This is a genomic window from Peribacillus sp. FW305-BF15 (assembly GCF_058783805.1).
The window spans coordinates 55,361-71,944 of record NZ_JBYSYV010000025.1; the positions used below are offsets into that span (position 1 = coordinate 55,361).

General features: G+C 39.6%; 19 protein-coding genes and 1 pseudogene. 14 read left to right on the forward strand and 6 right to left on the reverse strand.

From position 1 onward, the window contains the following. Positions 1-48 precede the first annotated feature (48 nt). The 3 genes from AC3WLU_RS21795 (at position 49) to AC3WLU_RS21805 (ending at position 3,586) form a co-directional block, all read left to right on the forward strand. Entirely contained in the window at positions 49-1,368 is a 1,320-nt protein-coding gene (locus AC3WLU_RS21795; protein WP_492597924.1) for an MFS transporter, read from the forward strand. Positions 1,369-2,108: 740 nt separating this feature from the next. Next, complete coding sequence (locus AC3WLU_RS21800) at positions 2,109-2,267, forward strand: hypothetical protein (RefSeq protein WP_156500350.1); 159 nt, start codon at positions 2,109-2,111, stop codon at positions 2,265-2,267. Positions 2,268-2,725: 458 nt separating this feature from the next. Continuing rightward, positions 2,726-3,586 (forward strand): amidohydrolase family protein, encoded by an 861-nt coding sequence (locus AC3WLU_RS21805; RefSeq protein ID WP_492597917.1) that lies wholly within the window; start codon positions 2,726-2,728, stop codon positions 3,584-3,586. Between the two features lie 115 nt (positions 3,587-3,701). Here the strand turns inward: AC3WLU_RS21805 and AC3WLU_RS21810 are convergent, their stop codons facing one another. The 4 genes from AC3WLU_RS21810 to AC3WLU_RS21825 all read right to left on the reverse strand — a co-directional run bounded on the left by AC3WLU_RS21810 (position 3,702) and on the right by AC3WLU_RS21825 (position 8,049). Further along, positions 3,702-4,691: a CobW family GTP-binding protein gene (locus AC3WLU_RS21810; RefSeq protein WP_492597918.1), complete on the reverse strand. Its 990-nt coding sequence runs from the start codon at positions 4,689-4,691 to the stop codon at positions 3,702-3,704. Between the two features lie 15 nt (positions 4,692-4,706). Next, positions 4,707-4,892 (reverse strand): hypothetical protein, encoded by a 186-nt coding sequence (locus AC3WLU_RS21815; RefSeq protein ID WP_492597919.1) that lies wholly within the window; start codon positions 4,890-4,892, stop codon positions 4,707-4,709. Positions 4,893-4,953: 61 nt separating this feature from the next. Next, on the reverse strand, positions 4,954-6,387 hold the full coding sequence (locus tag AC3WLU_RS21820; protein WP_057277154.1) for an aldehyde dehydrogenase family protein: 1,434 nt from the start codon (positions 6,385-6,387) through the stop codon (positions 4,954-4,956). Between the two features lie 27 nt (positions 6,388-6,414). Further along, the gene (locus tag AC3WLU_RS21825; RefSeq protein ID WP_413004158.1) at positions 6,415-8,049 is read right to left on the reverse strand and encodes an acetolactate synthase large subunit; all 1,635 of its coding nucleotides are present in this window, start codon (positions 8,047-8,049) and stop codon (positions 6,415-6,417) included. A 285-nt stretch (positions 8,050-8,334) separates the two neighbouring features. Here AC3WLU_RS21825 and AC3WLU_RS21830 point away from each other — a divergent pair, with 285 nt between their 5' ends. From AC3WLU_RS21830 to AC3WLU_RS21880, 11 genes are all read left to right on the forward strand, one after another. Then, positions 8,335-9,318: a tRNA dihydrouridine synthase gene (locus AC3WLU_RS21830; RefSeq protein WP_413004160.1), complete on the forward strand. Its 984-nt coding sequence runs from the start codon at positions 8,335-8,337 to the stop codon at positions 9,316-9,318. An 823-nt stretch (positions 9,319-10,141) separates the two neighbouring features. Next, a complete protein-coding gene (locus AC3WLU_RS21835) occupies positions 10,142-10,402 on the forward strand; it encodes a metal-sensitive transcriptional regulator (RefSeq protein ID WP_054396472.1) in 261 nt (86 codons plus the stop codon). 38 nt (positions 10,403-10,440) lie between these two features. Continuing rightward, complete coding sequence (locus AC3WLU_RS21840) at positions 10,441-10,746, forward strand: monooxygenase (protein WP_098865438.1); 306 nt, start codon at positions 10,441-10,443, stop codon at positions 10,744-10,746. A gap of 112 nt (positions 10,747-10,858) precedes the next feature. Beyond that, positions 10,859-11,338, forward strand: a complete 480-nt coding sequence (locus tag AC3WLU_RS21845) for a DsrE/DsrF/DrsH-like family protein (RefSeq protein ID WP_048687705.1) — start codon at positions 10,859-10,861, stop codon at positions 11,336-11,338. A gap of 26 nt (positions 11,339-11,364) precedes the next feature. Beyond that, the gene (locus tag AC3WLU_RS21850) at positions 11,365-11,733 is read left to right on the forward strand and encodes a rhodanese-like domain-containing protein (protein ID WP_222619728.1); all 369 of its coding nucleotides are present in this window, start codon (positions 11,365-11,367) and stop codon (positions 11,731-11,733) included. Between the two features lie 18 nt (positions 11,734-11,751). Next, positions 11,752-12,054: a rhodanese-like domain-containing protein gene (locus AC3WLU_RS21855; protein ID WP_413004163.1), complete on the forward strand. Its 303-nt coding sequence runs from the start codon at positions 11,752-11,754 to the stop codon at positions 12,052-12,054. Between the two features lie 43 nt (positions 12,055-12,097). Beyond that, positions 12,098-12,670, forward strand: a complete 573-nt coding sequence (locus tag AC3WLU_RS21860; protein ID WP_413004165.1) for a sulfurtransferase TusA family protein — start codon at positions 12,098-12,100, stop codon at positions 12,668-12,670. A gap of 25 nt (positions 12,671-12,695) precedes the next feature. Beyond that, complete coding sequence (locus AC3WLU_RS21865; protein WP_098186535.1) at positions 12,696-13,091, forward strand: DsrE/DsrF/DrsH-like family protein; 396 nt, start codon at positions 12,696-12,698, stop codon at positions 13,089-13,091. A gap of 48 nt (positions 13,092-13,139) precedes the next feature. Then, entirely contained in the window at positions 13,140-14,267 is a 1,128-nt protein-coding gene (locus AC3WLU_RS21870) for an MBL fold metallo-hydrolase (RefSeq protein ID WP_413004168.1), read from the forward strand. Between the two features lie 42 nt (positions 14,268-14,309). Then, entirely contained in the window at positions 14,310-14,537 is a 228-nt protein-coding gene (locus AC3WLU_RS21875) for a sulfurtransferase TusA family protein (RefSeq protein ID WP_492597920.1), read from the forward strand. 51 nt (positions 14,538-14,588) lie between these two features. Further along, positions 14,589-15,368, forward strand: coding sequence for a sulfite exporter TauE/SafE family protein (locus tag AC3WLU_RS21880; RefSeq protein ID WP_492597921.1), 780 nt, complete (start codon positions 14,589-14,591; stop codon positions 15,366-15,368). 173 nt (positions 15,369-15,541) lie between these two features. Here AC3WLU_RS21880 and AC3WLU_RS21885 read toward each other — a convergent pair whose 3' ends face one another. Together AC3WLU_RS21885 and AC3WLU_RS21890 are read right to left on the reverse strand one after the other, a co-directional pair. Beyond that, positions 15,542-16,024 carry a DUF456 domain-containing protein gene (locus AC3WLU_RS21885; RefSeq protein ID WP_492597922.1) on the reverse strand — a complete coding sequence of 161 codons (483 nt, stop codon included), beginning with the start codon at positions 16,022-16,024 and terminating at the stop codon, positions 15,542-15,544. Between the two features lie 305 nt (positions 16,025-16,329). After that, a pseudogene (locus AC3WLU_RS21890) lies at positions 16,330-16,518 on the reverse strand (IS110 family transposase); the annotation flags it as partial. Positions 16,519-16,584 lie beyond the last annotated feature (66 nt).

Below are 16,584 nucleotides of genomic sequence, written 5' to 3' on the forward strand. Positions count from 1 at the left end.
GGTTTTTAAAAAGGAAAATCTTAAGGAGGATTAACTATGAGTAATCCATTGAAGGTAGAAAATGAAAATGTTTCTATATCCATTAAACATAGAAAACCATCTCGTGCTAGATTTATGATTCTTTCCCTTTTGTTTTTTGGAACTGCAATAAACTATCTTGATCGTACAAACATGGCAGTAGCCGCTTCTGCTATTCAAGATGATCTGGGATTAGATCCAGCTATGTTAGGGCTAATTCTTTCTGCCTTTGGTTGGACATACACGTTCATGCAAGTTCCCGGTGGATGGCTAACCGATCGTTTTGGCCCTCGGGTGGTATATGGCATATCTCTTTTATTGTTTTCACTTTTTACTCTTCTACAAGGGTTTGCCAAAAACTTCGGGACCTTATTCGGACTGCGCCTTGGCCTTGGATTTGCAGAATCACCTGCCTTTCCTGCAAACAGCCGTGTTGTCGCCTCTTGGTTTCCACAAAGTGAACGCGCACTAGCTACTGGTGTTTACACAGCAGGTGAATATGTAGGGTTAGCAATCGCAACTCCTTTTCTATTTTGGCTATTGTCCTCTTTCGGCTGGCATTCAATCTTTATCGTGACAGGTATAATTGGATTGATTTTTGCTTTAGTTTGGTACAAGTTTTACAAGGATCCGAAGGACAGTAAGTATATTAACAAGGAAGAAATGGATTATATACGTGAAGGAGGTGGACTAGCCGATAGCGCTGGTCAAGGTCAAAAAATTAATTGGTCAAAGGCACGGCATCTTTTTAAGCATCGTCAATTCTGGGGAATCTATATTGGACAGTTTGCCGTTGCATCAACTCTTTACTTCTTTCTCACGTGGTTTCCAAGCTATCTTGTTCAAGAAAAAGGGATTACTTTGCTAAAAGCTGGCTTTATTGGTTCTATTCCATACATTGCTGCAGGGATTGGTGTGCTTGTAGGTGGTTTTTGGTCAGATAAAATGGTAAAACGTGGAGTGTCCGTTGGTGTTGCACGTAAAACCCCCATTATCCTTGGATTGTTGGGTGCTTGTACAATTATACTGGCCAACTATACAACGTCTATTGCTTTGGTTATCGCGGTTATGTCGTTCGCATTCTTTTCCCAAGGAATGTCAGCCATAACATGGACTCTAGTTTCAGATATGGCTCCAAAAGAGCTAGTCGGCTTAGCGGGCGGGATATTTAATTTTGCAGGAAACTTATCAGCAATTGTTACGCCTATCGTCATTGGAATAATTTTGAGCGCAACTAATTCATTCAATGGGGCCATTGTTTTCGTAGGTGTAGTTGCCTTAATTGGAGCTTTATCATACATCTTCATTGTAGGCGATGTTAAAAGGATTGAAATATCGGATAATGAATAAATGCCATTTTTACAGTGAAAAAGAGATGTTGAAAGCTCATGACAGATCTCCATGGGTGGTAAATTATACTTCATAGGAAATTGTTATGAGTCTTTTTAATATTCAATATTTACATAGAAAGAAAGATTTATTTTGGAGGTTGTTCTACAATTCCTTATATCTTGGCTATTATGCGGAAAAGGAATTTCCGAGATGGGAAGTATAGCATTGTTGCTACTGTTCGTAAAAGTACACATTTACGAACAGCTCATTTTTTTATAAGCATTAGGCAGGAATTAAAATGCTTTTTTAAAATTTCGGGGTATCATCTTGTTCTTTCTGCGATGCCTTTATAATTTCCACTTTTGAGTGTTAAAAGTAAGCATATTTCCATTTTCAGTTAGGGATAAAGTGCATTTAAAAATAAGAATTATCCCACCGTCGATATGATTTGCTGGATACTAAAAAGGCTTGATTGTACTAGTTAAACCACAAAATATATTAGTTGATTAATATGGTCAATGAAACTATGTTATTAAACCTGACATGCTAATTGCTTTTTTTTTCATTACCAATTATATTTTTATAAAAACCTTCCATTAAGTCTGTCTAAATCTCAGAAAAGAGTTTTTAATTGAAGTGATTAGTTATAAAGGAAAAATGAATGGGGAAAAAGAATGTGAGGCAATGGTCCAGAAAGGTAAAAAAATTATGCTAGTCCTCTTTGGTTAAAGGAATTTATAAACAAAGGTGGGGTTGGGATGGGCTTGTTAGGTAGAGTGGTTTTTTTAAAAAGATTACGGGATGAACTGTTGGAAAAAAGAAAACAAGGAGCCACTAACCTTCAAATTGATGAAATTGACAAGCAAATACGGAAGATTAATATAGAGATTCAGAATATGAGGAAGATGATGGAATAAATATTTTCTTGTTTTAAGAATAAAGTATGGACGTTTTTTCTTATTGAACATTACGTGCAGTAGCTCTATAGACTGTACAGAAAGGAATGAACCGCTTCCTTACATGTCGTGTCGCTTCGCTTCGGTATTAAATGATGCGCTAACGACTACCTGTATGACTCATGCTTCGCTTGAATTCGGTAGGTTCCTCTACCATTTATAGCTACTGCCGCTATATCGAACGAGCCGAAAGCCGTGAGATTAAGGCATTAGTAGAATATTTTTATACAAAACCATTTAAGATAAAAACCAACTTCATGACTTAATCTAAGGGTTTTTTCTTAAATTAGTAGGGAGTTGCATGGGCAACTTTTTTTCTATAGGTACTAAAGAGGCAGGTTAGTTCGGGGCATGGATGGTGATACTGTTAAGTGGTTTGATCATACAATTAAGATAGTAATTCGAAGGGGAGGATTAAAATGATTATTGATTGCCATTTTCATGTGGATGAAACAATGTTGACTCTAGAAAAAATGATAGAGGGTATGGATAAAAATGATGTAACCAAAACAGCGCTAATTGCCCCCATGAACGGAACAATGTTTGAATTGGATAGCATTTTTCAACAAGGTTTACAACACTTATTCCGTTTTCTAATTCTAAATGTACCTCAAATTGGGCTCGGAATTTATGATGGTCTAGTAAAGGATGGATATTTGAAACTTTATGGAAATTCATACAAGATTTTCACCAAGCCGGACAATGATAATGTTGCTACTGCAATTGATCGATTTCCAGACCGGTTTCTAGGCTGGGTAGCATTTAACCCTTTGATTCATGTATCAGTGGAAGAAGTAGAATTATATCTTAATAAACCTGGTTTTATTGGGGTGAAAGCCCACCCATTCATGCATGAATATAGTATTAAGGCACTTGATCCAGTTGCAGCTATGTGTGAAACAAAAGGCATTCCCATGATTATTCATCTATCTTCCGAACCAGACTCCTATAAATACTTACCTGAAAATTACCCTAAACTTAAATTAATTTATGCTCACGCAGGCCTTCCTTTTTGGAAAAAACTATGGAACTACGTCAAGAATCAACCTAATGTATTTGTTGATACCTCAAGTGATTACCTTAATCCATTTATTGTAAAGAAGGCGGTGGAATCTTTAGGGTATCGTAAAGTTCTTTATGGCTGCGACGGACCATATGGAATGAAAAAATTTAATGAATATGACTATTTGACAAAGAAAAGTTGGGTTGATTCACTTCAAATTCCTGATAACCAAAAGGAATATATACTTGGAAAAAACTTTTTAGCATTGATTGATTAATTCAAAACTCTATCAATAGATCAGTTAGCAAGTGGGGTAAGGAAGTTCCCTTTTCATTGTGAATGTAGAGATTAACTGAAAATTATCAGTTAATCTCTACATCGGGTTCTTTCCGTTAGTTTGCTATGCAATTTTTAAATTGCTGTTCTAACTCATCTTTATTTAGGTCCTTTCCAATAAAAACAAGTTCACTTAGTCTTGTTTCACTGTCTTTCCATTTCCGATCTGGTCTTCCTGAAAATAACTTATGAAGTCCCTGGAATACTATTCGTTGTTGGATGCCTTGTATATGAAGAATTCCCTTATACCGTAATAAATCTTCCCCTTTTTCTTGAACGAGGTAACTCATCCATTCATTTATCTTATCGAAATCGAGTGGCTTTTCTTCACGAAAGGCAATCGATGATACCTTATCATCATGATGGTGATGGTGATGATCTTCTAAGAAATGAGGGTCAATTTCTAGCTTGCGATTCACATCGAACGTATTAATTCCTAAAATATCTCTTAAATTAATATTGCAATTTTGAGCATGCATTCTCTTAGCTGCAGGATTCATGTTGGTAAGTCTTCGCTCCAACGTATTCAGGTCGTCACCAGATACTAAATCCGTTTTATTTAGAATAATCACATCAGCGAAAGCAATTTGCTCTTGTACCTCATCATGACTATCCAAATGCTTTGTAACATGCTTGCTCTCCACGACAGTGACAATACTGTCCACTTCGAATTTTTCGGATAGTAATTCATCCATAAAAAAGGTCTGGGCAACAGGTGCCGGATCAGCTAAACCCGTTGTCTCAATCAAAACACGATTGAATTTTGTCTGCCCCTGTTCACTTGAAAAAACCAGAGTTCGTAGGATGCGAATTAAATCCCCACGAACCGTACAACAGATGCAACCATTGTTCATTTCCAAGATTTCCTCATCAGCATCAACTACTAACTGGTTGTCTATTCCAACTTCTCCATAATCATTAACGATAACCGCGATCTTTTGATTGTGCTTTTCTGTTAGGATCCGATTTAAAAGCGTTGTTTTACCTGCACCTAAATAGCCAGTCAGAATGGTGACCGGGATTTTGTTTGTTTCTATCAAAATCATATTTTTTCTCTCCATTTATTTTATTTTTGATACTCTAATTACTTTTTCCTTGTCTTTTGTTACCCCGGCAACGACTCCTTCTGCGCGTACAAAACCATCCCCAAGGAATGAGTGGCTTACTTTTTCTATATAATCCTCATTAGCAAGGAGTGAATCGACGAAAGGGGAGGCATCCACATTAAAAACATTAATGTACGACAAAACAAGAAGACGATATCCTTAAGATATCGCCCTCTCATCATTTACCACGGGTTAATATTCCTCAATGGTCGCTTATTTTAAAGCTGATAAACTTCTGCTCCATCATTTCCTGCATCGCATATTTGACGCCTTCCCGGCCAACACCGCTGTCCTTCCAGCCGCCATAGGGCATATTATCAATTCGGTAAGTTGGGATATCATTGATTACGACTCCACCTGTTTCCAAGCGTTCCGCCGCATAAAAAGCTCGTTCTATACTCGGAGTCATCACTCCTGAGTTCAATCCGTAACGCGAATCATTTGCATCGTTGATGGCATCATCCAGTGTATCAAAAGGGAAAATGCAGACAATCGGACCAAATACTTCGAAACGAAATACCTTTGAGTCACGATTTACATTGGTTAAAACGGTAGGCAATAGTACATTGCCTTCCACTGTACCGCCGCACTCAATTTTTGCTCCTTCCTGTACTGCCTCATCAATCCAACTTTGTAACCGCTCCAATGATTTTTTTGAAATCACCGCTGTAATATTTGTATTTTCCTCGAGAGGTGAACCGATGACAAGCTGTTTTGTGGCACTGACGAAACGTTCTAAAAATTGTTGGTATAGTGATTTGTGGACATAAATCCGTTGAATCGAGATGCACACCTGCCCATTATTCGTAAATGACCCCATTACACTTCTTTGAATAATTTGATCGATGTCGACTCCTTCATCAATGATGAAAGGGGAATTGGACCCGAGTTCAAGTGTAAGCTTACGGAAGCCTGCCTGCTGCTGGATAAGGTGTCCGACCTCAACACTGCCTGTGAACGTCACTTTTTTTACATGTGGATGGGTCGTCAAGGCTTCACTTAAAACATCGCCTTTGCCAGGTATGATGTTCAATACTCCATCTGGCAACCCGGCTTCTTTAAAAATATCGGCAAGAACCAGTGCACTCAATGGGGTTTGTTCGGCAGGTTTTAACACAATCGAATTTCCAGCGGCAATAGCTGGACCCACTTTATGGGCCACCAGATTAAAGGGAAAATTAAATGGGGTAATCGCGGTGACGACGCCAATCGGGGTGCGAACCGTGAAGCCAAAACGGTTTACCCCACCAACTGCCGCATCCATCGGGATTTGTTCTCCATAATTGTTCTTTGACGCTTCTGCAGCGAAACGATAGGTCTGAACCGTACGATTCATTTCTTCACGAGCATTTCGAATCGTTTTCGCCGCCTCCAGAGAAATGATTCTTGCAAGTTCTTCACTGCGTTCTTCCATGATTGCTGCAGCTTTAAATAAAATTTCTGCTCGTGCATGAGCCGGGTAGGATCGGTATTTCTGAAAAGCGGCATTTGCCTCAACAATCGCTTCAATGGCATCCGCTGGTTCAGCCTGTCCGATTTGTGCAATTTCTTCGTTTGAATGGGGATTATATAATGGCTCATATGATTTAGCCTCCCGCCATTTACCACCGATCCACAATTGCCACTTTTTCTTCATCTGAAATCCCTCCAATAATATCTGCCTTTATAATTTACAAATATAATCACCTAGTGTTTTCGAGAGCTTTACATTTTCCGAATAATCGACATCCACATCAATCAAGACAATTTCCTGACTCGAAAGCGCTTTTTCTAATGCAGGTAGCAATTCATCGGAGTGGGTTACTTTCACACCTTTAACCCCAAAACTTTTTGCGAACCCTAAAAAGTCTGGATCTGTAAATTCAATCGCATTCGTACGATCAAATTTATTCAATTGTTTCCACTCAATTAGGCCGTATTTAGAATCATGGAAAATGACTATCACGAAGGCAAGACCTAGACGTTTTGCCGTTGCCAATTCAACTCCATTCATCAGGAAGCCACCATCCCCTGTAACCGCAATGACAGGTTTATCAGGCTTTGCCAATTTGGCTGCAATCGCACCGGGAATGGCAATTCCCATCGATGCAAAGCCATTAGAAATGATCGTGTGGTTTGGGATTTCCGGCTGATACATCCGGGCAATCCATAATTTATGGGCACCCACATCTGAAATGACAATGGCATTACCCTTTTCCGCCCTTTTCAAATCGGCAATGATTCGCTGAGGGATGATAGGGCTTCCTGATACATCATCCGAAGAATGAAATTTTTCAATGATTTGGGACCTTAACCTTTTCACCTCTGGCCAAAGTTCTTTTTTTGCTACACCAGTCGTCAAGGCTTCAAGTGTCTCCGTAACGTTCCCGACCAATTCTGCTGAAACGGGGTAATAAGCATCAATCTCGGCAGGTCGAGCATCAATATGAACAATCGGATTCATTGCCTCATCGTTCCAATACTTTGGCAAATACTCGACGAAATCATACCCGACGGTGATAATAAGATCGGCCAAATCAAATCCGCATAGAACATAATCCCTTGCTTGCATCCCTACTGTAAAAAGGGACAATGGATGGTCGGAAGGTAAAACTCCTTTAGCCATGAATGAATTCACAACGGGAATTTGCTTCTCTTCTGCAAATTTCCGCAAAACCTCAGAAGCTCTATCGCGGATCACGCCATTACCAGCTAGAATGATAGGCTTTTTAGCGCGATTTATTAATTCGAAGGCTTTTTTGATTTCTTCCTCGGCTGGGCGGGATCTAGGCATTGGTGTAACCGGAAGAGGTTCCCCTTCTGTATCCATCATCGCCACATCTTCCGGAAGTTCTATATGAACAGCTCCCGGCTTTTCAATGACAGCCGTTTTAAATGCTTTACGGATAATTTCCGGAATCGTATGCGGCACCTTAATTTGTTGATTCCATTTCGTTACTTCCTCGAAAACGCCAATAATGTCCACATATTGATGCGACTCTTTATGAATGCGATCAAGGCCTGCCTGACCTGTAATCGCGACAACAGGGGAATAATCCAGATAAGCACTTCCTATCCCTGTCAATAAATTGGTTGCACCCGGTCCCAATGTGCCCAAGCAAACGCCTGGCTTTCCAGTTAGCCGGCCATAGATATCTGCCATAAAAGCTGCAGCTTGTTCATGATGAACCAAGATAAATTCAATATCAGAGCTTATTAGAGAATCAATAAGATCTGTATTTTCCTCACCAGGTATCCCAAAAATATATTGTACCCCTTCATTCTCTAAACATCTTACAAACAAATCAGATGCCTTCAAATTATTCCCTCCTCGACCATTTCAATTTCTTTCCTTATATGTTGGCTTTGCCCCCAAGAAATTATGTACTTGCGTGTATTAAAAACCATTTCGAGCATTTGCGTCTCTAAACTAGGAGGGGGAATATGGAAGTCGGAATGGTTTCGTGAAAAAAAACATTTCTGCAGTTTGATAAAAAGTGCTTAAGCATGGTATAAGTGTAAAGGAAGCAGGGACATTCTGCTTTTTAATTTTGGGATAAGGGGTTAGCCTGGTAACCCATAATGAAAGGATTGGAATTTTAATATGATAGATAATTTTTGGCGTGATCTACCACGACCTTTTTTTATACTGGCACCAATGGAAGATGTGACGGATGTAGTTTTTCGCCATGTAGTGAGTGAAGCAGCCAGACCTGATGTGTTTTTTACAGAGTTTACAAACACGGAGAGTTATTGTCACCCAGAGGGCATCCGCAGTGTGCGTGGGCGTTTGACTTTTACTGAGGACGAACAACCAATTGTAGCCCATATATGGGGGGATAAGCCTGAATACTTTCGGCAAATGAGCATAGGTATGGCGGAACTGGGCTTTCGGGGTGTGGATATCAATATGGGCTGTCCTGTACCTAATGTGACACAGAATGGGAAGGGAAGTGGCCTTATCCGTCGTCCAGAAGTTGCAGCAGAATTAATACAAGCAGCGAAAGCTGGAGGATTGCCTGTAAGTGTAAAGACAAGGCTTGGTTACACGGATATAGACGAATGGCACGACTGGCTGACACACATACTGAAACAGGACATTGTTAATCTTTCCATTCATTTGCGTACAAGAAATGAAATGAGTAAAGTAGATGCTCATTGGGAACTAATCCCGGAGATTAAGAAACTTCGTGACCAAGTGGCACCAGATACGCTCTTGACGATCAATGGGGATATCCCTGACCGTCAAACTGGCTTAAAGCTCGCTCATCAATACGGTATTGATGGGGTTATGATTGGGCGTGGTATTTTCAATAATCCATTTGCCTTTGAAAAGGAGACGAAAGATCATAGCAGTAAGGAATTGCTTGATCTCTTAAGGTTGCATCTGGATCTCCATGATAAATATTCAAAATTGGAGCTACGTTCGTTCAAGGCTCTTCATCGCTTTTTTAAGATATATGTCCGTGGGTTTCGAGGGGCAAGTGAATTAAGAAATCAATTAATGAACACTAAGTCAACAGATGAAGCGCGTGCTTTGCTCGAAAACTTTGTGTCAAATAATCTCGATGGAGTGGGGGAACTGTAAAAAAGTCCCCATTCATGGTAAAAACTGTTTTACCCCAAAAGCTTTTTACTAAGCTGTTAATTGAATAATGTGAAGGCGGTATTGAACCGCACCATTCCCGCCAATTTTTGCTTTCTATGTTTGTTATTATAGTAATCTATATTGGGTTATGACAAATAAAAGCATGTTACCGGGGAAAATTATTATTTCTTCAATATTTTTAGACATACAAGCAAAAAACAAAGATGAACCTAAGGCTCAAATCCTTGTAATAACAGGGGTTTGGGCTTTTTTATTTTGTCCAACTAGATGCGTTTTGTTCAATATTAGTGATTTGCTCACATCTTTGCGGGGACTTCTTAGGGCCGTTGTAGAAAAAATAAGCCACTTCATCATCATATGGGCTAATGCTCTCCCTCCAAGAGGTCAGTTTAATCCATAATGTGTTTTTAGTATTAGGTGGCGTTTATTAAAGTGTGAATTAAACGGCTTGACAATATACCCCTATAGGTATAATATGAACTCACGAGTAAAACGTGCAAACTCACGAGTAAAATGCCTAAACTCACGAGTAAAACGTGCAAATTCACGAGTAAAACACGCAAACTCACGAGTAAAGCGCGCAAACTCACGAGTAAAATGCGAAAACTCACGAGTAAAATGCGAAAACTCACGAGTAAAACGTGCAAACTCACGAGTAAAGCGCGCAAACTCACGAGTAAAGTGCGCAAACTCACGAGAAAATGAATAAATTCACAATTGCTTCGGAAGAAGTGATCTTGGGACTGAGCTCCTTAATCGGAATTGGAATTATTGTAATCAGTTATGATATGGGGGGCGGAGTATGGAGTATGATAAAAGTGTCATTAATCGGTTGAAGCGGATTGAAGGACAAATCAAGGGTGTTCTTGGAATGATGGAGCAGGGAAAAGATTGCAGGGAAATCGTCACTCAGTTGTCGGCTACTCGAAGTGCCATCGATAGGACCATGGGTGTTATCGTAAGTGCCAATCTTGAGCAATGCGTTCGGGAAAACGTCGAGAATGGAGAGGGCACTGATCATCTAGTCAAGGAAGCGGTTAATTTACTGATAAAAAGCAGGTAAAAGAATTGACCTGAACTGTTGAAAAAGGAGTGTTATTCATGTCTTATATTTTACAAGTGGATTTTAAAATGGAGGGACCTTTCGGCAACGAAATGGTAAAAGAATTTACAGATTTAGCAAAAAGCATTAATAGTGAAGAAGGCTTGATCTGGAAGATTTGGACCGAAGACAGTGAGGCAAAGGAAGCAGGCGGCATTTATCTGTTTGAAACGAAGGAATCTGCATGTAAGTACTTGACGATGCATACAGCTCGGTTATATGGGTTTGGTATAGAGAAGGTTAATGGAAAAATTTTCGAAGTAAATGAAGGGCTAACTTCAATCAATCATGGACCAAGCAAATAAAGATAACCATTTATTTTAGTGAAGTGGGTTGACGCACTATATTTTTTAGCATAATATATACCCCGCAGGGTATAGAGGTGTAAAAATGAAATTTCGATCAGGGGGAAGCATAATGACTGAAAAGAAAAAAACGACGATCATTTTATTTAGTGGTGATTATGATAAGGCAATGGCTGCTTATATCATTGCAAATGGGGCGGCGGCTTACGATCATGAAGTGACCATTTTCCATACGTTCTGGGGATTGAATGCTTTAAGGAAGGATGAGCCGATTTCATTAAAAAAAGGATTTCTTGAAAAAATGTTTGCGAAAATGATGCCGCGTGGTTCAGATAAAATGGGCCTATCAAACATGAACTTTGCTGGGATGGGTCCCAAAATGATCAAACACGTGATGAAAAAGCATAACGCCATGTCACTCCCAAATTTAATTGAGTTGGCCCAAGAACAGGAAATTAAACTGATAGCCTGTACGATGACAATGGATTTATTGGGTTTACAGCAAGAGGAGTTATTGGATGGAATTGAGTATGCAGGTGTTGCGGCATATTTAGCTGAAGCAGAGGATGGAAATGTAAACTTATTTATATAAATTTGGGTACCGGAGGGATGGGTCCATTGGGAACTATATTTAACCTCATCATATTAGGTTTCATTGTTTGGTTTTTATATCAGCGCTTTGTCCCTGTAAAGGGGATAAAAAATATAAATGCGGCAGAGCTAAAAGCTGTGTTGAAAAATAGAGGAAATAAGCAATTGATTGATGTCCGTACTCCTAATGAATATAGGGGCAATCACATAAAGGACTTTAAAAACATTCCTTTAAACGAACTTGGCAAAAGGGCACAGGAACTGTCAAAAGATAAAGAAGTGATTGTAATCTGCCAAAGCGGGATGAGGAGCAGTAATGCGAGTAAAGCATTGAAAAAACTTGGATTTAAAGAAGTCACCAACGTAAAAGGCGGCATGAGTTCATGGCGTGAATAAAAGGAGGTTCTTATAAAGGTGAAAAAAATTTTACCGAATGAAGTGAACGCATTATTGAAGGGGAACTCCCCAGTCCACATCATTGATGTACGGGAGGCGGATGAAGTAAAAGCAGGGAAAATACCAAATGCTGTGAACATCCCGTTGGGTCTGGTGGAATTTAGAATGCAGGATTTGGATAAATCAAAAGAGTATATCATGGTTTGCCGGTCAGGGGGCAGAAGTTCAAGGGCAGCACAATTACTTGAGGATCATGGATATAAAGTGTTGAACATGATGGGTGGTATGAATGAATGGGAAGGTCCCACAAAAAAATTTTAAATTCGAATATACCCCCATACCAATAATAGAAGGAGGAAATAAAATGATAAAAACAAATTCCGTTTTGGATGCAAAAGGTTTAGCCTGTCCAATGCCAATCGTAAAAACGAAAAAAGCCATGAATAACCTGGAAGCGGGGGAAGTACTGGAAGTTCAAGCAACTGATAAAGGGTCAACCGCCGATATGAAAGCCTGGGCGGAAAGTTCAGGTCACCAATACTTGGGTACGGTTGAAGAAGGAACGACACTAAAACATTATCTTCGGAAAGCAAGCGGAGAAGAAACAGAAGTGAAGAAGCATGAAAAAATCATTTCCAATGAAGAACTGCTACAAATAATGGAAAAAAATAGAAATATGGTCATCCTAGATGTACGAGAATCCGCAGAATATGCTTTTAATCACATTCCAGGAGCAAGATCCCTTCCAATGGGTGAATTGGAACAACGTATGGGTGAACTGGATATAGAGTCAGAGATTTTCGTGATTTGCCGTACAGGAAGCCGGAGTGATCTTGCTGCACAAAAACTGACCGGTGCTGGATTTGAACAGGTATTCAATGTTGTACCGGGCATGAGCCAATGGAACGGTCCGTCCCAAAAATCCATGAATGAATGAAAACTATAAAATGGAGGAATAGATCATGACTAACAAAGTAGCCATAATCGCAAGTAATGGTGGTTTATTTGATGCATATAAAGTGTTTAACATCGCAACGGCAGCGGCAGCAACAGATCAAGAAGTGGCCATTTTCTTTACTTTCGAAGGTTTGAACTTAATTCATAAAGACGCGAATGGAAAACTTCCTCTGCCTGAGGGTAAGGAGCATTTTGCCGAAGGGTTTAAAAAGGCCAATGTTCCTTCCATTCCTGAGTTAGTTACTATGGCACAGGAAATGGACGTCAAGTTTATTGGGTGTCAAATGACCATGGACGTATTGGGCATGGAAAAAGAAGCTTTCGTTGATGGTATCGAAGTAGGTGGAGCGGTCACATTTTTGGAGTTCGCGAAAGATGCTGATGTTACATTAACCTTTTAATGAAGGAAAAATTTTTTGAAAACATAAATACTACAGGGGGTATATGGTATGACTTTTAAGCAAATGACAGCTGCTGAAGTTTCAAAGAAAGTAATCAATAAAACCGACTTATTTATTTTGGATGTTCGAAATGAAAGTGACTTTAATGATTGGAAAATTGAAGGGCAGAATTTCGAATTCCTTAATATCCCTTACTTTGATCTACTGGATGGCGTGGAAGAAATTCTCGATCAAATCCCGGCCAATAAAGAAATCCTGGTAGTATGTGCAAAGGAAGGCTCATCCGTCATGGTAGCTGAAATGTTATCTGAAGCTGGATTGGATGTTTTTTATTTAATGGGCGGCATGAAAGCATGGAGTGAACACTTGGAACCAGTGAGGATAGGCGAATTGACAAATGGCGCCGAAATTTATCAATTTGTTCGACTTGGTAAAGGCTGTTTATCTTACATGGTCGTTTCCAATGGGGAAGCAGCCGTTATTGATTCCACAAGAATGATAGATGCCTATCTTGATTTCGCAGATGATATCGGGGTTAAGATTACACATGTTCTGGATACTCACTTACATGCCGATCACATTTCAGGTGGAAGACGAATCGCGGAAGCAACTAATGCAGCTTACTGGCTGCCGCCTAAAGATGCGGCTGAAGTAACTTTTGAATACCAGCCATTAGAAAGCGGGAACGTGATAACGATCGGTCATACAGCGATTGATATCCAAGCAATATACTCCCCGGGACATACCATTGGATCAACTTCATTTGTGGTGGATCAAAAATACTTACTAAGCGGGGATATCTTATTCATCGATTCCATCGGCAGACCGGACTTAGCTGGTTTGGCTGAGGATTGGGTAGGGGACTTGAGAGAAACACTGTATACACGTTATAAAGAATTATCAGGAGAGTTAATTGTATTGCCATCACATTTCATGATCATTGATGAATTGAATGAAGATGGAAGCGTCGCTAAAAAGTTGGGTTCGCTATTTGCTGAAAATCACGGATTGAACATAGCGGATGAAACGGAATTCAGAGAGCTGGTAACAGGTAATTTACCGCCTCAGCCAAACGCCTATCAAGAAATTCGTGAAACCAATATGGGGAAAATCGAACCCGATAATGAAAAACAGCGCGAAATGGAAATTGGACCAAATCGCTGTGCGGTTCGCTAATACCGATAAAAATAGAAACCAAGAAAATAGGAGAGATGAAATATGAATGCAGATAAAGTGCTAGATGCTAAGGGACTGGCATGTCCAATGCCAATCGTCAAAACGAGAAAAGCGATGAATGATTTGCAAACCGGGCAAGTGCTGGAAATACATGTAACCGATAAAGGAGCTAAAGCAGACTTCGCCGCTTGGTCAAAATCCGGTGGCCATGAGCTGATGGAAACAGCAGAAGAAAATGATATACTGAAATTTTGGATCAGAAAAGGCTGATAAAGAGAGGGGAACCATTTGGTTTCCCTTCTTTTAAGGGAGGCACTTAAAATGGATATAACCTTTATCATTACCATCTTTTTGATTGGTTTTATAGGTTCATACGTTTCAGGGATGCTCGGCATCGGCGGTTCGATAATAAATTATCCAATGCTGCTGTTTATTCCCCCAATCTTTGGTTTAGCGGCATTTAGTGCCCATGATGTGACAGGCATAAGCGCTGTACAAGTCTTATTCGCCTCCATCGGAGGTATATGGAGCTATCGTAATAGCGGACATTTAAATAAAACGCTTATTCTCTATATGGGGATCAGTATGTTGATCGGAAGCGTGGTTGGAAGTTTTGGATCACAAACGATGTCGGAAAACGGAGTGAATATCGTCTATGGCATTTTGGCGTTGATAGCGGCTGTCATGATGTTCATTCCGAAGAAAGGGATAGATGATATTCCTGTGGATCAAGTTACCTTTAATAAATGGCTTGCGGCCATCCTGGCATTAATCGTTGGTTTAGGCGCCGGGATAGTCGGTGCCGGAGGGGGCTTTCTATTAGTTCCCATCATGCTTATCGTTTTAAGAATTCCAACAAGGGTCACGATTGCGTCTTCATTAGCAATCACATTCATTTCATCCATTGGTGCAACAGCAGGGAAAATATCAACGGGTCAAGTTGACTTCTATCCGGCGTTGATCATGGTTGTAGCTAGCTTAATAGCCTCTCCGATTGGGGCAATGGCCGGTAAAAAAATGAATGTAAAAGTGCTGCAAGTCATACTGGCTCTATTGATTTTAGCGACGGCTGTAAAAACTTGGGCGGGGATCATGTCCTGAGTTTTGACACGGAAGGGAGCAGTTGTGAAAAATTCCTATCGTTAAAGAAGTGTTCACAATAGGCCACACTAATGCTTCCTTTTCCTCCATCACTTTTTTTCTTGAACGGACTTTGTTAAGAAAAAGCTGACTATTGAAAGTCAGCTTTTCCTTATGCGGCCGTTTATAAATAATTAAAAGATTACCGCTAAAATAAACCAAACAATCATCAATAATTGAAGTAATACTTTGGCTAAGCTGCCGCCTAAAAAACCGATGATAGTTGCAAACCCAACTTTAGTAGCCTTCATTATATCTTTTTGTATGATTAATTCCGAAACGAGGACTGCTAAAAATGGTACGAGAATTATTCCAAAAGGAGGAAAGACAAATGAACCAACAATCGTGGCAATAGCTGCTATTGTCTCGGATGTTTTTGACCCCCCATACTTTTTAACAAAATAACTGTTTGCGATAATGTCGGCCGCGATTAATACACCGCTCAACACAACCATACTGATCCAGAACCATAACGATAACTCATCAGGATTAACCAGGAATTGATAAACTACAAATCCTCCCCAAATGGCAACTACCGAAGGAATAATAGGATAGATAATTCCTACAAAACTTAAAGCAAATAAGACGGTCGTTAACCCCCACCATAAAATATCCAATGAAACTCCACCTTTTCATACTTACTTTTTCATATATCTATTAAATTATATTTCTATTTAGGGACAAACACCATTTATTCTTTTTTTGTATATTCGAATCCCGCACAGGTCATCAACCACCAAAGGATCAAATCTTGATATCACAGGGGTTTGAGCCTTTTTTTGTTTATAAAATTTATAGCCAGTTTTGTTTTATTTACTCAATTGGTGGAGAATAGAGAAGGATTAAAACGTATTACAGGACAACTATTTGTAATAATTAATATTTCAAGAAACTGTGGATAAAAATTAACAATAGGTTTTCAATATACACTGGTACTCTCCATGGCAACATGAGTACAGCTATTCTTTTTAATCCAATCCACTAACTGTATTAGAAAAACAGTTTTTGTTGAAAACGTTTGAATCTCCTTTCCTTCTGGCGTCATAATACATGCAGTAATATTGTCCTTATGGACATCCATACCACATGCTCTTTCAATGACTACTTCCATTGAAAACATCCTTTCTACGGCTCTCAATACAATTGGAGGCTGGTGTAAAAACCAGAATAGGATTAA

Excerpts from the sequence above, each read along its gene's own strand:
- AC3WLU_RS21820 (WP_057277154.1), bottom strand. The coding sequence starts at position 6,387 with ATGAAGAAAAAGTGGCAATTGTGGATCGGTGGTAAATGGCGGGAGGCT.
- AC3WLU_RS21835 (WP_054396472.1), top strand. The coding sequence starts at position 10,142 with ATGGAGTATGATAAAAGTGTCATTAATCGGTTGAAGCGGATTGAAGGA.
- AC3WLU_RS21830 (WP_413004160.1), top strand. The coding sequence starts at position 8,335 with ATGATAGATAATTTTTGGCGTGATCTACCACGACCTTTTTTTATACTG.
- AC3WLU_RS21860 (WP_413004165.1), top strand. The coding sequence starts at position 12,098 with ATGATAAAAACAAATTCCGTTTTGGATGCAAAAGGTTTAGCCTGTCCA.
- AC3WLU_RS21805 (WP_492597917.1), top strand. The coding sequence starts at position 2,726 with ATGATTATTGATTGCCATTTTCATGTGGATGAAACAATGTTGACTCTA.
- AC3WLU_RS21870 (WP_413004168.1), top strand. The coding sequence starts at position 13,140 with ATGACTTTTAAGCAAATGACAGCTGCTGAAGTTTCAAAGAAAGTAATC.
- AC3WLU_RS21810 (WP_492597918.1), bottom strand. The coding sequence starts at position 4,691 with ATGATTTTGATAGAAACAAACAAAATCCCGGTCACCATTCTGACTGGC.
- AC3WLU_RS21875 (WP_492597920.1), top strand. The coding sequence starts at position 14,310 with ATGAATGCAGATAAAGTGCTAGATGCTAAGGGACTGGCATGTCCAATG.
- AC3WLU_RS21865 (WP_098186535.1), top strand. The coding sequence starts at position 12,696 with ATGACTAACAAAGTAGCCATAATCGCAAGTAATGGTGGTTTATTTGAT.
- AC3WLU_RS21880 (WP_492597921.1), top strand. The coding sequence starts at position 14,589 with ATGGATATAACCTTTATCATTACCATCTTTTTGATTGGTTTTATAGGT.
- AC3WLU_RS21840 (WP_098865438.1), top strand. The coding sequence starts at position 10,441 with ATGTCTTATATTTTACAAGTGGATTTTAAAATGGAGGGACCTTTCGGC.
- AC3WLU_RS21800 (WP_156500350.1), top strand. The coding sequence starts at position 2,109 with ATGGGCTTGTTAGGTAGAGTGGTTTTTTTAAAAAGATTACGGGATGAA.
- AC3WLU_RS21845 (WP_048687705.1), top strand. The coding sequence starts at position 10,859 with ATGACTGAAAAGAAAAAAACGACGATCATTTTATTTAGTGGTGATTAT.